At 50.3% G+C, this 13959-nt stretch carries 10 protein-coding genes and 3 pseudogenes; 3 read left to right on the top strand and 10 right to left on the bottom strand.

The window, feature by feature from the left end:
• Positions 1-70: 70 nt before the first annotated feature.
• The 3 genes and pseudogenes from JVX88_RS12550 to JVX88_RS12540 all read right to left on the bottom strand — a co-directional run bounded on the left by JVX88_RS12550 (position 71) and on the right by JVX88_RS12540 (position 3705).
• Positions 71-804 (bottom strand): annotated as a pseudogene (locus JVX88_RS12550) (IS1 family transposase).
• Positions 805-914: 110 nt separating this feature from the next.
• Positions 915-1424 carry a hypothetical protein gene (locus JVX88_RS12545; protein WP_211627610.1) on the bottom strand — a complete coding sequence of 170 codons (510 nt, stop codon included), beginning with the start codon at positions 1422-1424 and terminating at the stop codon, positions 915-917.
• Between the two features lie 67 nt (positions 1425-1491).
• Complete coding sequence (locus JVX88_RS12540) at positions 1492-3705, bottom strand: hypothetical protein (protein WP_211627609.1); 2214 nt, start codon at positions 3703-3705, stop codon at positions 1492-1494.
• 48 nt (positions 3706-3753) lie between these two features.
• On the opposite strand from JVX88_RS12540, the pseudogene JVX88_RS12535 reads away from it, so the two are divergent.
• A pseudogene (locus JVX88_RS12535) lies at positions 3754-4236 on the top strand (phosphotransferase); the annotation flags it as partial.
• 1 nt (position 4237) lies between these two features.
• Here the strand turns inward: JVX88_RS12535 and JVX88_RS12530 are convergent.
• The 3 genes from JVX88_RS12530 to preA all read right to left on the bottom strand — a co-directional run bounded on the left by JVX88_RS12530 (position 4238) and on the right by preA (position 5979).
• Complete coding sequence (locus JVX88_RS12530; RefSeq protein ID WP_211627607.1) at positions 4238-4435, bottom strand: hypothetical protein; 198 nt, start codon at positions 4433-4435, stop codon at positions 4238-4240.
• A 102-nt stretch (positions 4436-4537) separates the two neighbouring features.
• Positions 4538-4735 carry a hypothetical protein gene (locus tag JVX88_RS12525; protein ID WP_211627606.1) on the bottom strand — a complete coding sequence of 66 codons (198 nt, stop codon included), beginning with the start codon at positions 4733-4735 and terminating at the stop codon, positions 4538-4540.
• Entirely contained in the window at positions 4732-5979 is a 1248-nt protein-coding gene (gene preA / locus JVX88_RS12520; RefSeq protein WP_211627605.1) for an NAD-dependent dihydropyrimidine dehydrogenase subunit PreA, read from the bottom strand. The genes JVX88_RS12525 and preA overlap by 4 nt, the downstream gene beginning before the upstream one ends.
• A gap of 225 nt (positions 5980-6204) precedes the next feature.
• On the opposite strand from preA, the gene xth reads away from it, so the two are divergent.
• Positions 6205-6975: an exodeoxyribonuclease III gene (gene xth / locus JVX88_RS12515; RefSeq protein ID WP_211627604.1), complete on the top strand. Its 771-nt coding sequence runs from the start codon at positions 6205-6207 to the stop codon at positions 6973-6975.
• 237 nt (positions 6976-7212) lie between these two features.
• Entirely contained in the window at positions 7213-7833 is a 621-nt protein-coding gene (locus JVX88_RS12510; protein ID WP_211627603.1) for a DUF5118 domain-containing protein, read from the top strand.
• Here the strand turns inward: JVX88_RS12510 and JVX88_RS44050 are convergent.
• The 4 genes and pseudogenes from JVX88_RS44050 to JVX88_RS12490 all read right to left on the bottom strand — a co-directional run bounded on the left by JVX88_RS44050 (position 7730) and on the right by JVX88_RS12490 (position 13835).
• Positions 7730-11899, bottom strand: a complete 4170-nt coding sequence (locus JVX88_RS44050; protein ID WP_211627602.1) for a GAF domain-containing protein — start codon at positions 11897-11899, stop codon at positions 7730-7732. The genes JVX88_RS12510 and JVX88_RS44050 overlap by 104 nt on opposite strands.
• Positions 11896-12141, bottom strand: a pseudogene (locus JVX88_RS12500) (phycocyanin subunit beta); the annotation flags it as partial. The pseudogene JVX88_RS12500 and the gene JVX88_RS44050, both read right to left, overlap by 4 nt.
• A gap of 484 nt (positions 12142-12625) precedes the next feature.
• Positions 12626-13000, bottom strand: a complete 375-nt coding sequence (locus tag JVX88_RS12495) for a radical SAM protein (RefSeq protein WP_211627601.1) — start codon at positions 12998-13000, stop codon at positions 12626-12628.
• Positions 13001-13229: 229 nt separating this feature from the next.
• A complete protein-coding gene (locus JVX88_RS12490) occupies positions 13230-13835 on the bottom strand; it encodes a hypothetical protein (RefSeq protein WP_211627600.1) in 606 nt (201 codons plus the stop codon).
• Positions 13836-13959: the final 124 nt, after the last annotated feature.

Genomic DNA, 13959 nt, shown 5'->3' with positions numbered 1-13959 from the left:
TCAACTTAGACCGATTGGTTTTAGTTTTTTTGCTTATCAACTACTCACCAACTAAGGAGAAACGGTAGTGCTACACAAGTAATGATGCATTGTAGTGATGGATGAAATACCAAATCGCACCAATGTGATTCTCTAAGGATTTGGAGAAGGACAAGGTTTTGCGCACGAGGCGAGATACCCGTTGTCTCAATGTGTTGTTGAATCGCTCAATATAGCTGGTTCTTCCAGTCTCTTTACCCACGGCTCGATGCCGCTTGCTGGGTAGAACTGCTGCGTACGCTGCCCAAAAATCGGTGTAGGCAATCGCACATTGCCGATAGAGGGGAGGCAAAGATTGCCATAATTTGCGAGCAGCAGCTTCATTGCGTGCGCCAATGTAAACACCCACAATCTCACCAGTATTGGCATCAAGCGCTAACCAGACCCACTGCTTGTTCCCCTTGTTGTCCACAAACGACCACAACTCATCGCATTGAATCGTTAACCTCCCCTTTTTTTAGGTGTCACCTGCACTTGCCGGGGCACCTTCGCCTATTTCTCGTTGACGTAGGTTTGCAGCCATTGTTCAGAAACTTGGACTGCACGGGCAATACCAGCTAAAGAGATGCGTTCTAACAGTAATCGGTCATAGGGCTACGCCCCGCCGAAGGCGTACAGGTCCCGTGTGGCTTGCTCAACGACTTTTTTAGTGGGTTGTTCAATGAACTGTCGTCCACAGTCGTGGCATTTGAATCGTTGTTTACCATTGTGGATGCGACCGTTCTTGACCGTTTTAGCGGATGCACAGATGGGGCAGGTAGGCATAGTGAGAAAACAGCAAAGTCTCTACCTCTCCATCATTACATCTTGAGCACTACCTGGTTTTTAATTATGCCGAGGTACTTAACACCATTACTTCCGTCCCAGGGATTATGTTAGGCAGTTTCTTTGTAGTCATAGGTTTCAGGCTCTGTGACTCCAGCTTTCACCTGTGGACGCACAACAAAGGACATCATCCAAACATAGAGAGCCGCTCTCAGTAACTCTGGGATCTGGCGCAGCCAATCGGTGGCTCTCAGTTGGGCCAGCAGCTCTGGTTGATTGCCTAGCGCACCAAGCTGGCGATGAATCGGCAGCTGAATGAATACAGTGGAGAGAAATGCCCATAGGGCCAGCGCAATCGCCAATACCAGCATCCAGCGTTTGAGCACACGGGGACAGAACCAGAGAACGACAACCGCTAGCGCCAATTCGATCACCCGGGGCAACAACAAAACTCGGAGTGCTCCACTAGTCATCACCCGATGATAGGCTGGAAAACTTTCAGCACTGATGAATTCCCAGGCGGGATAGTTTACAAATGCCTGACTAATATGCGCTCCAGTTTGAAAGAAAACCACAGCGAACAGAAGCACAAATAGGAATCGTCTCGTTGTTTCGTTCATTTGCCTTGATGAGCGAATCTTGCCGGATCTAAGGAGTCACACCAGGAACAGCTCAGTAAATGAGCCATTAGAAGGATAGTTTACAGTCTGTTGAACCAGTTTGGGTGATCTTTTGAACTTCGTATTTAATATTGTGCTGGGGGCGTTTAGTGTCGATCCAGCGGAAAAGGGCACGCCGTCTTACTACCTCAGTTTTGAGATCATTCGGGTTCACTAAATCAACACGGTCGGGCATTACGCCCCAAGCGAAGCGAACACATTCTACTGACCCATCAAGATTCTGACGCAGGAGACCGTAGGCAGCATTGGGCACTGGCTGCACCGGGTTTGCCACAATGTTGACCGCTAGGACCAAGACATGGCTGAGTTGCGTTGCGTTCGCATCTTGAAAAAGTTGTAGCGTCAGTTGGAGTATATCGTTTGGTTGCAGAACCGCGGAGGCAGCGGGCGTTGTTCCCGAAGTGCTCTGGGTTAACTGGGATAGGGAAAGCTGGTAAGGCACGCCAGTATTCAGGCCAGTATTCAGATTAGTTGGCAAACCGCTGGGGAGGGATAACAAAGCCTCGACGCCCTTGCGAATGCGTTTAATCTGCAACGTTCGCGCTTGAAACATAGCATCGATTTGCTCAGGCTTGAACGCTGGATTCGGTTCCGGATCGGCCCAGTCGTAACGCCAAGTCAGCAGAGTGTCGGGATTATATTCTCTGCGGTCCGTGGCGAGCCGCAGGCTGATCAGTTTGGTCAATCCTCCTTGGCTAGGGACCGTGATTTGGGTGGAGCTATGAGCCGTAGGGGAAGCGAGCTGACGATTATATTCAGGGTCTTCAAACTGAAGAAACTGAGGTCTTAGCGGCAGGGGGAGGGTGCGGTCGCTGGTCAGCCTCAAAGCAAAGGAAAGGGATTGTTGGAACCCATCGTCTAAACCATTTGCGTCAGGTTTTGGCCTAACGCGAGCTTGGATGGAGAGCGTAGAGCCAGCCGCCAGCAGCGCTAACTGATCTTTTAAGGCTGGCAGATTGCTGGTCCTGAATTCCAGTTCCCAGTTCAGGCGAGTCACGATAGTTTGTACGAGCGCAAAGGTAAAGGTTTGGTTCCCAACCACCGCAGACATTTCGCTGACCTCCCAGTCTACAAGCTGAGTTGGTTGATTTCCGGCTCCGCGATAGCTGGCTAATTTGAACTTCACGTATCCGTCCCAGTTGGCAGGAATTACACCACTGCTAGGCTCTGTCAGCCGCAGCCGCAACCCGCGAGCTGGTTTGTTCTGAATTAAATCTGCTGCAAGGAAGGCTTCATCGGCGGGAGAAGCTTCAACCCATACTGTCTGTGTGGGTTGAAAGTAACTTGCCCAGGGCTGTAGCGCCAAGGAGTCTGGACGACCTCGTTCAGGGTTAGGAGGCAGAAGTACCGGACGGGGCATGCGGTGCTGTACAGGAACACTGCCTGAGACAAAGACAGAATGATTTGAGAAATTTTCAGCAGAATTTTGTAAAGAATCTGGCGTTGTGCCGACAGGATTGAGATCACCTTGACGTAAGAGTTGATTGCGAAGGTTGAAGAAAACACCAGGGCGATCGGCGATCAGCAAATAGCGCATCATGCTGGGTAAAACGGCCTGCCAATGGCTCTCAGCCTTAGACTTTACCACAGTCTTCTGATCAACTGTTTCTGTCCTGATCGCGAAAATTTCCGTCATATCCATAGCCGGCAGTTGGGGTTTCAGGGCAGTGGGGAGCAGGCTGCTGATGGCTCTGGCTCTGAACAGATTGGGAAGTCCTGCGGTTACTCCATTCGCGTTGGTACGGTACTGCACGGTATATTGGGGAGCCTGCCACCAGAGGGTGCGGTTGCTCGTGGCATCTAACCCACCCGTCACTCCTTGCGCCGCATGGCGAACGCTGACCCTTAAGCTGCTCAGTCCCCACGGCCAGGTTCCCTGACCCGGTCTTTCCGTCAAGTAGATGGGTTGCACTCCAATGGTTTGGGGCGGCGCCACCTCAAACGGTTGGAGCTGGGACGGTAAGCTAGTGCCCCCCCATTGGCCTTCACTAAACCGCAACTGGGGTAGCTGGGATCGCAGTTGGAACACGCGCTTTAGAGGCAGTTCGGTGGTAGCCAAGTTGCTGATAATTTGATAGCTGTAGCTTGTGATAATGGGTGCAGCAAATGGATCTGTCTCGCTAGCTAAGCGGCGAATCTCGCGGAACCGCAGCACCGCAACCGGCGACTCTGGACATAACCGCGCGTGAATCTCTTTAGCCCAGTCAATACTGGTTTGCAAGAGTTCTTCTGAAGTTGATGAGCTAGCTACCACACCGAACTTGAGGCAGCGATGTCTTGGCTCGGCGAGAACATTCCCGCGGAATCTGGTGCGTCGCTAATTCACAACGATTATAAGTTTGACAACATCATGCTCGACCCGGACGACCTGACCCGCATTATTGCCGTTCTTGATTGGGAAATGGTAACGATTGGCGACCCATTGATGGACCTCGGGACTACGCTAGGCTATTGGATGTCACCCGAGTTTGGCGAAGAGATGATGAACATGCCGTTCAATCCGCGAGTGCTGATGGAAAACGTCACGCGCCGGCAATTGGTCGAGATGTATTCAGCGGCACGCAACATCGCCGTGCCGGATATGCTTTTCTACTACGTCTTTGGAACATTCAAGATCGCCGTGATAGCTCAGCAAATATATGCCCGATTCGTTAAAGGCATGACCAAAGATCAACGCTTCGCAAATTTTAATCGGTTCGTCGCCGTACTTGGCCGGATCTCAAATTCTGCACTCGAACGCGGAGCCATCTGATCTAAAGTCGCTCCTTCCATTCCTCATCCGGACGAACAGGCTCAGGCTGGTCGGTAGTAAGATTTGCAGCGTCGATTTCAGCGTAAATGAAATTCTCAGGCGGGACCGGAGCACCGTGAATCCGGCGCAGCATCGCGAGTTGCCCGGCGTGCGTCATTGCATCGGCAAGCGGACCCTGCAGCATTTTTTCCTCGGTCATTATATCGAGAAAGGCGTCGCCGTCTGAGATGTGTTTAGATAAGCGTTCGAGGGTCGAATGAAATCGAACAACTTCTTCATCTAGAGTCGCGAGCGGCTCGGGCTAAAATGTTCCGCCCGTAAAGAACGTGGCGGCATAGCCCACGACGCTTGTCATATGGCATACAAGCTCTTTCGGTGTTCGAGCGAGATTTCCTAAGGCAAGATCACCAAAATCTGACGGAGCATCGCGAACCGCCTTCTGCGTTCTATACGCCAAAGCTGCGAGAAAATGGACCAACATTGCCCGCTTATCGTTCATTGCCCGCTTGTCCGTTCCCGCCAAGTTTGCGGATTCGTTCCATCGTCGCGGCGTTGCATCTCTATGGCGCCGGGTGACGGGCAAACAAGTGCGCAGAGGTTGCAACCGACACATTCTTCCTCTATCACACGCGGATATCGGTGTCCATTAGATTCGACGAATTCGAATGATTGATGAGCGCCGTCCTCGCAAGCAATGTAACAGAGGTTGCAGCGGATACAGTGCTCTTCGTTAACGTGGGCCTTTACGACGTAGTTGAGGTCGAGGTCGCCCCAATCGGTCACGCGATCGACCGACTTCCCAATGATGTCGTTGACCGATGCGAAGCCTTTCTCATCTAGGTATGAGTTCAGCCCATCGATCATGTCCTCTACGATACGGTAACCGTAGTGCATCACGGCCGTGCAAACCTGTACATTGCCTGCACCGAGCAGCATAAACTCGACCGCATCACGCCACGTTGATATGCCGCCGATGCCGCTGATCGGAATATTGAACTCCGGATCACGGGCGAGTTCCGACACCATATTGAGAGCGATCGGTTTGACCGCAGGTCCGCAATAGCCACCGTGCGCAGCCTTACCGTTGACGTTCGGATGCGGGATCATTGTCTCCAGATCGACGCCCATTATCGAATTGATCGTGTTGATCAGCGAAACTGCGTCGGCTCCGCCTTTCATCGCTGCCTTTGCCGGCGGAACGATGTTCGTAACATTCGGGGTGAGCTTCACTATTACAGGAATCTCTGCAACCTCTTTTACCCACTCGGTTACCATGCACGTATATTCCGGTACCTGGCCCATTGCCGAGCCCATGCCGCGTTCGCTCATTCCGTGCGGGCATCCGAAGTTAAGCTCAAATCCATCGCAGCCCGTGTCCTGTGTGCGTTTGACGATCTCATGCCAAGCTTCCCGCTTCGATTCCACCATCAGCGAGACTATCACGGCATTGTTCGGATATTTTTTCTTACACTGGTAAACCTCTTTCAGGTTTACCTCAAGCGGCCTGTCGGTGATCAGCTCAATGTTATTGAGTCCGATCATCCGCATCGCACCGTGGTCGATAGATGCAAGCCTCGACGAGACGTTCACGATCGGCTCGCCGAGCGTCTTCCAAACAGCACCACCCCAGCCCGCGTCAAACGCGCGCTCGATCATCGAACCCATGTTCGTCGGCGGTGCACTCGCCAACCAGAACGGATTTGGCGACTCAATACCAGCAAAATTGATACCTAGATCAGCCACAAGGAAATTCTACACAGAACAAAGCATAAAGCCAGGGAAGACCAAACACAGTTCACAACTTAGTTTAGAGATTATATACGTTGCCCATTAAAATATGATGATTGCAAGGATACAAGTCTTTTTACATGATCTTAATACATACTTGATTTCCATCAGTATAATTTTAGAACATTACGTTTGAAACAAGTGGTTACCTGAGGTTTGTAGATAATATTAAATATCATTATGAAAGTTGTAACTTGGAACGTAAATTCGATAAACGTCCGAATGCCTCAGTTGCTAAACTGGCTTGAGCGTGCCCGCCCAGATGTTGTTTGCCTGCAGGAAACGAAATGCGTTGATGAAAATTTTCCTTTTGCCGCGTTGAATGAGGCAGGTTATGAAACGGCCTTCTTCGGGCAGAAATCCTACAACGGCGTTGCCATACTTTCGAAGTTTCCGATCGCGGAAGTGCAGAAGGGCTTTGCAGACGACGATGACGAATCGCCGAAACGATTGATCGCCGCAACGATCAACGGCGTCCGGATAGTGAATACCTATGTGCCAAATGGCACTGAACTCGGCACCGACAAATTCACATTCAAACTGGAATGGCTGCAGCGGCTAAGACATTTCTTTGACGAAACCTGCGAGACGAACAAAGACGTACTTCTATGCGGCGATTTCAACGTTGCGATGGACGAGATAGACGTTTGGAGCGTCCCGCATTGGGAAGGTAAATTGCACTTTACCAAGACCGAGCGAGCAGCGATGTATTACGTAAAGCAATGGGGCTTTCGCGACCTTTTCCGCGAACTTCATCCCGATTCGCAGGAATTCTCGTGGTGGAATTACCGCGAGGGAGCCTGGCAGCGAAACCGCGGCCTTCGGATCGACTATATTTGGACATCACCATCACTTGCCGAAAAATGTACCGACTGCGTTATCGACAGATCAACCCGCGATCTTGAAAAACCTAGCGATCACGCACCGGTAATTGCTGATTTTTCGTATTGATACATCGCAGTTAAAAGATTGATCATTAACCCTGGAGAATTCTTCCATTAAAGTTTGCTCTTGTTTTTCTTTACAAAACCTTACAAGCAAACGCCCGCTTTTTCGGGCATTTTCCATTGCCAACTCGGGATTTCTGAATGATAATCGTTCTCAAATCGACATTACACCGGATCAAGTGAACTCTCACCGCGAGATCTCGGCCCTCGATCTAAAGCAAAAATAATCAGGAGATAAAGAATGAGAAAGACGATAGTTCTTTTCATGGCCATCGCGTTTTCGATCGCAATGGGCGCGGCGTCGTTTGCGCAGGACCCCACACCTGATCCAGCCGGGACTCCGCAGCGTCCGGGAATGCCGGGAGGATCACAAGACCCGCAGCCTTACGATAGGGTGATAACAAAAGACGCAAAAACGAAAAAAGGGATCTTTACGGTCCACCAGATAAAGGACCGATATTATTACGAGATACCTAAGTCCGAATTTGGCAAAGAGTTTCTCTGGGTCTCACAGATCGCTCGGACCACACTTGGCGTCGGGCATGGCGGCCAGGCACTCGGACGCAGAGTCGTCAGATGGGAATTGATAGATAACCGCGTGCTGTTGCGAAATGTGAATTACAGCATCGTTGCGGATCCGAACCTTCCTATTGCTGAAGCAGTAAGCAACGCAAACAACGACACTATCCTGATGTCTTTCCCGGTAGCGGCTTGGGGGCCTGACAATGCCTCAGCCGTTATCGATATCGGAAGATTATTCACGACCGATCTGCTTGAGATAAGCGCGCGTCAGCGATTGAATGCAAACACGCTCGATGCATCGCGCTCCTACATCGAGAGGATAGCGCGGTTTGGATCGTGATGGCTTGGGGTTTGGCTGCTAGTTCGGCAAACGAGGATTGTTGCGCCAGTTCATCAAACATATCAATGGCGTTTGCTATAACGTTCATGAATACCTGATTCAGTTGACCAGGGAAGCATTCAATTAGCGGCAACTCTCCATAATCTTGAATGATCTGAATCGCTGGGCGCTGCTCGTTGGCTTTGAGGCGATATTTGAGAATCAGCAAAGCGCTATCGATCCCTTCATGCAAGTTAGCTGCGACTTTGTGTTCGGTATCGGCACGGGAAAAGGTGCGCAGACTGGTGCTGATCGTTTTAATCCGATCAATCGCTGCCTGCATGGAATCTAGAAGCTTGGGCAGATCTGCGGCCAAAAAGTCCAGGTCAATCTGTTCGGCGTGGTCTTGAATGGAGGCTACAGCTTGGGGATAGTGCTGCTGATACAGTTGCAGATGGGAAAGTAAATCTTGTACATAGTCTTTGGCATTGTTGATGCTGCCGTTGAGGAAGCCAACCGGATTGTTAATCTCATGAGCCACCCCAGCAACTAAGTTTCCCAGCGAGGCCATCTTTTCGTTTTGCACTAGCTGAAGCTGAGTGCTTTGCAAATCCTGAAGTGCCTGCTCTAGAGCTTGCGATTTTTGTAGGCTGATAGCCTCAGCCGCTTTCCGATCGCTAATATCCAGAACTAACCCTTCAATACTCAAGAAATTGCCATTGGCGTCAAAGACTCCACATCCCTGTTCCCATACCCATTTCTCTGATCCTGTCTTAGTGCGTATCTGGTAGGTGATCTGGAATGGGCAGCGTTGCGCCAAAGCAGTTTGCACCGCTGTATTCACAAGTTTTACATAATCGGAACAAATCAATGCCCCATAAGATATACAGCGATTATGGATCAGTTCATCTGGCCGGTAGCCTGTGAGAGTGAAGCATCCTTCACTAACAAATTTCATCGTCCAGTCGGCATCGTTAGCACAGGAGTAGGCCATGCCGGGTAGGTTGCTTAACAGGGTCGCTAGCTGGCGTTGGCTGTCTTGGACCCGAGAATAGAGCCTAGCATTTTCGAGGGAGATGGCAGCTTGGGCACAGAGGACATTCAGCACTTCCACCCGATTGTTGGTAAAGGCTCCAACCGTAGCCTGGTTCTCTAGATACAAAATCGCAACTAGTTCGCCCCGCTGCAAAATTGGCGTACAAAGCATACTTTTGGGCTGCTGCCGCACGACATAGGCATCGGTTGCCAGGGTGGGATGGATAACCGCATCGATGACGATAACGGGCTTGAGGCTCCGCTTTACGCTGTTGATCAGGGACTGAGGAACCTCGTGGCTGTCCGGTAGGAGAGTGGATTGCACTTGGGCTGAATGATTGAGGCTAGCGACGGCTTCTACGTACCATTGGTCTTCCCGTGGCAATATCAAGGCTCCTTTGTCAGCTCCAGCGTTTTCCAGAGCAGTGTGCAGCAATGTGGTCAGCAGTTGAGCGAGTTCAATTTCGCTAGAGAGGGTTTGCGAGGCTTTCAGAACGCTTGCCAAGTCGAGGCTATCGGAATCACTGATACCGCCAGAGGACGCAGATTGAGTCCCGGCAAGCGTCAGGCGAGACAGCGTTTCTGCGGCAAACATGGTTTCAGTGGCTGATAGCGGCATGCGCTGCTGCTGCAAAATCGGCGCGAGCAGATGGGGATGGCGGTGCTCCAGGTCTTGAATTTTGGCTTTGGCACCCCAGCGGGCATAGCCATAGTAGGCCGCTTGCATATAGTCAGCCGCAAGGCCAACTTTACCCCAGTCCAGATAGAATTTGGCTGCCAGTTCGTTGGCTAGCGCTTCCTCTTGCAGGTAGCCATTTGCTTTAGCAGCGGCAATGGCGCAATCATAGAGGTCAATCGCTGCTGCCCTATGACCCAAAACTCTGGCCTGTTCTGCCTTGACCAGATGTAGCTTGTGCAAATAATTGACCGGAGCATACTGGGCGTGACGCTGGATTTGTTCCTGGTTAGCAACGACTTGGGCCAACCGTTGCTGTTGGTCTATCTCCGGTTGTTCCGCATAGTCGGCTAATAAAATCAGTGACTCGTAGACATAAAACAGCGGCACCAGCGGCCTTGAGGTTACACCATGCAGAGACTGCCGAGCGCGGGCTATCTGGGCAATCGCTTGGGTATAGTCCTGAAACAAATACAGTAGATTCGCCTTGTTGAAATAGAAATAGAACAACAGAGTGTGATTGTTTCCCTGGAGATGCAGTGGCAGCATCTGATGTTCATCGTAAGCGCTACCCACTAAGCAGCAGGGATTCTCGGCTTGCCCCATCAGGTTGAGCACCGTTTGCCAGTAGATCTGATTAAAGTAAAGAATGGTTTTTTGTTGCAGGTGAGCAATCGCCTCGCTGTAGGTCTGCAAATCCTGGGCCACCTCTGGCAATTCCCGCCCAACCAGATAGGCGTGATAGCAATACATGTGGGCGGCTAAGGCGGCAAATTCCACATCTCCGGTTTCCAAGCCGCTGGTATAAGCCTCGATCAACGGAGTCAGGGTTGCGGCTAGCGGGTCTTGCCAATGGCGAATGCTGCCATTCACGACGGTCAGGGTACTCGCTTTATAGGTCGGATCAGAGCTTTTCTGCAAAAGTTGCAGCGCTAAATTACCGAATTCATACCCTGTGGCAATATCGCCCACCACCCCACAGAGGGTAACGCCATAGTCGGCATAGGCTAGAGCAGAGGCTGGTGCATTTCCGTAGGTAATCGACAATTCAATTGCTTTGAGAATGATCAGGGGAAAGAGTTGGGGAACCGCAATGTAGGCCGATGAACTCATGCAGGAGAGCAGACGCATCGCTGCGAGAATTTCTGGCTTGGTCATCTGCGGCAGATCGATCAAACCCTCGATCGATTGGCCTGCCAAACGTGCCTGGAGCGCTGCTGAAGCCGATTGAATCGCTGCTGCGTCGGGTTGTTTAGGAAGCGTTACGCCCAATTGTTGCAGCACCTCTAGTGCTAGCCAAACCGCCTGCTCTAATTGGTGATTGGCCTGATAGAACTGGATTTGAATTTCACGAATTTTGATGGTTTCTAGCAGCGTTTTTGCCTGTTGCAGCACCGTTGCTGCCCATTGTTCCATCTGGGTAAACTCTGTTTTGAGAAAGGCAACTTCTGTTGCTAACTGATGCAGGGCTAACAGCAGTGGATACTCGGTTTGCCATTGATCCGGTGCCAGTAAATCAATCCCAACCGACAAATAGGTGAATGCCGCATGATAGGCCGTAGAAATCTTCGCTTTTCGACCTGCCATGAGGTTCAATCGAGCTAAGTTGGTACGTTCATTGGGTTGGTCAATCAAGTCACGCCCAATGTTGAGCTGATTGACAATTACAAATACCCGCTCCTCTCGTTTGGCTTCAGGCGTATCACGCAGCAATCGCTGGCCAATTCTGAGATGAGTGGTCTGCTTTTGTGGTTCTGGAATCAGGGAATAGGCCGCCTGCTGAACGCGGTCGTGCAAAAACCGATAGGTGGGATTGATCGAACTCTGGGGGTTAGCCAGATCCGGATCTTCCGCCTGAAAAAACTTGTAGAGCTGACTGGTTGGCACAATCAAGCCGTCCTGCAATGCTTCCCACAATAGGGCAACAATCTGGGTTGGCGACTGTTCTGAGACAATGGCTAGCGTCGCTAAGTCGAACTGATTGCCAATACAAGCCGCTAATTGCAGAACTTGTTGAGTTTCGGGGGCCAATTTCTGCAAGCGCTGCGCCATAAACTCCACCACGTCGTCGGTGAGGGATAGCGCATTCACCTGGGTCATATCGCATTCCCAGTAGCGTTGCTCGCGATTAAAGGTAATGTGTCCTTCTTCATATAACGCCTTAAGAAACTGGGTTGTAAAAAAAGGATTACCTTGGGTTTTGCGATCAATCAATTCGGTTAAGGGCTGGGCACGCTCTGTGGAACAATGAAGTGTATCTGCAACTAAGCGATTGGTATCCTGAATTGTCAGCGGTGTTAGCGTAATTGTGTTGATGGTTGCCCCAGCTTGCTTCAGGTCCTTCAGCGTCAATATTAAGGGATGAGCTGGTGACACGCCGCCATCCGCCGGTTGGTGTAGGCATTGCCACCCGGAGCAATCAGCTGAGGCTGCTCATCAAACAGGCTGCGCGCCGCATTCGCCACAATCGTGGAGGCATTGCTGGTGATGCGGTTCACGATGTCCATCCGCTTGTTACCATCGGCAACCATCGCGCTGAGGGCATCTAATTGAGAAGAACTGAGGTATTCACCCCGTGCATCAGCCTGGGAAACAACCTTAGCAAACGCATCTAACATAAACTCAATCTCCTATCTGTTTGGTTGAGTGAGGTCCAATTGAAAACTGAATCAAGCTCAGTTACGGTTGGGTTCTAACCTGATGAGTACTACTGAGGGGCCTCTACGCACGAACACGTTTCCCCATCAGCCTGCGTCTCACAACCTCATTTTTCAGCCCAGTTTGTTACAAATCATTGCAACAAGCCAGGTTTTCTGAAAAACAGGGGAGCCGCATTCGGTTTCTTATGAGGACTGGATTGGCCACTCAACGCCGGTTCACGCAAATGAATCCTGGCATTGGGTGCCTTCCACCTTCTTTTTTATACTATGTAGTTGGATCAATTGTTTGTTACGAATTTTGACAAATGTGCCATCGTTCAAATCAGGTGGATGGCTGCTTTGCTGATCAGGTCGCGCAGTTAGGTCTGCACCCAGGCATCAAATTGGTCATCGAGCCAGCGTTGCCGCACGCCGCATTCAGTCGAGCTGGAAGGCATGGGTCTCAGCGCACAATCACAACAAACGGGCCAAGCCGCTGTGGCATCCAGAGTTGACCGGGTTGGCTGACGGCTAGAATGGCGCGCAAGGCCGGATCGAGTTTATAAAAAACAAACCCATTGGTACTGGCATAGGTCACGGCCCCGCAATCAGCGGCATAGCGAAACATTTCAAAGATATGAGGATGTAGAAACGGTTCGCCATAATTCCAAAAATGAACCGTTCTAGGTTGAACCTCATCAATCACTCGTTTATAGAACCCAATATCAAGACATGCCGGAGAACGAGATAACGGTCCAGATCCAGTGGGACAAAGTGGGCATTTAGCATTACAGGTATTGGTTGGCTCAAACCATAGGTTTCGAGGTAACGATTGCATAACTTCACACGTTAAACAATACTCCGGATAGATTTTGAGCAGATTTCGAGGCTCAAACCCTGATTCCATCGTGGATGGAGTTTTATTTTCAAAGTCAGGAGTAAAGCTAACTTTGAAAAAATAGCTCAATCCCGGCAAGGTAAGCCCTGAAAGCCTTGTGGAACCGTCCAAAAAACTGTCCGGACTATTGTTTAAACAAATCATCAACTTACGTGAATTTCAGTTCAGCTCAATTGAGATTGAATTCAACCAGTGGAGTCGCCACTTCACCCACCCACACATTCTCAATGCTCATAAAATCCACCCTGGAACGCAGCGAGTCTGGACACTTTTCACTAGGCGCAAATTCACCATGCTCGTTTGAGAATACAACACCCTCCCAAGTAGCATAGCGATTTTCATATAGCACTTGAATCAAGTATTCACCTGAATCAAAACTGCCCCAATCTCGACTACCACCATCCTTAGCCAAGAAGTAAAACCACACCTGATTGCGGCGGCGATGAAAACTGCCATGCATGGAGACGATGAGATGCTGTCCAGGCTCTAATGCCTGGAAATCTAGCAAGCTAGGCACACAAACCTGATTATAGTTGGCGCCCATCGGTGCCCACACTGGAGTTCCATCCGCGTACAGAAATTGGGGACGGATAAAGAATAATAGAAACCGCTGCATCTCAGGGGTATGGTTAGTAATGCGAATGCCAAAGTCAAATCGCACCTGCGTCTTGGAACCCCTCGCTGGCAGCGTTATGTTTCGCTGCGGCACTACGGTTTCAAAATGAATGCCGTTGACATCCACAAAATTGGCTTGATTGGTTCCGTTCAATGTCATTGGTTGAGTTTACTCCTATTGAAAATTTGTAAGTGAAAAACTTGTTTATTGGCCCAGAAAATCTACGTATTTTTTCACCTTTTAATCACCAAGTTTCTATTCAGCTCTTATCACCTTAACAAAA

This window comes from Leptolyngbya sp. 7M (genome assembly GCF_018128485.1).
The sequence above is the reverse complement of the archived record's forward strand: the minus strand, read 5'-3'. Positions and strand labels throughout refer to the sequence as shown.

Excerpts from the sequence above, each read along its gene's own strand:
- xth (WP_211627604.1), top strand. The coding sequence starts at position 6,205 with ATGAAAGTTGTAACTTGGAACGTAAATTCGATAAACGTCCGAATGCCT.
- JVX88_RS12545 (WP_211627610.1), bottom strand. The coding sequence starts at position 1,424 with ATGAACGAAACAACGAGACGATTCCTATTTGTGCTTCTGTTCGCTGTG.
- JVX88_RS12495 (WP_211627601.1), bottom strand. The coding sequence starts at position 13,000 with ATGCAATCGTTACCTCGAAACCTATGGTTTGAGCCAACCAATACCTGT.
- JVX88_RS12510 (WP_211627603.1), top strand. The coding sequence starts at position 7,213 with ATGAGAAAGACGATAGTTCTTTTCATGGCCATCGCGTTTTCGATCGCA.
- JVX88_RS12530 (WP_211627607.1), bottom strand. The coding sequence starts at position 4,435 with ATGACCGAGGAAAAAATGCTGCAGGGTCCGCTTGCCGATGCAATGACG.
- JVX88_RS12525 (WP_211627606.1), bottom strand. The coding sequence starts at position 4,735 with ATGAACGATAAGCGGGCAATGTTGGTCCATTTTCTCGCAGCTTTGGCG.
- JVX88_RS12490 (WP_211627600.1), bottom strand. The coding sequence starts at position 13,835 with ATGACATTGAACGGAACCAATCAAGCCAATTTTGTGGATGTCAACGGC.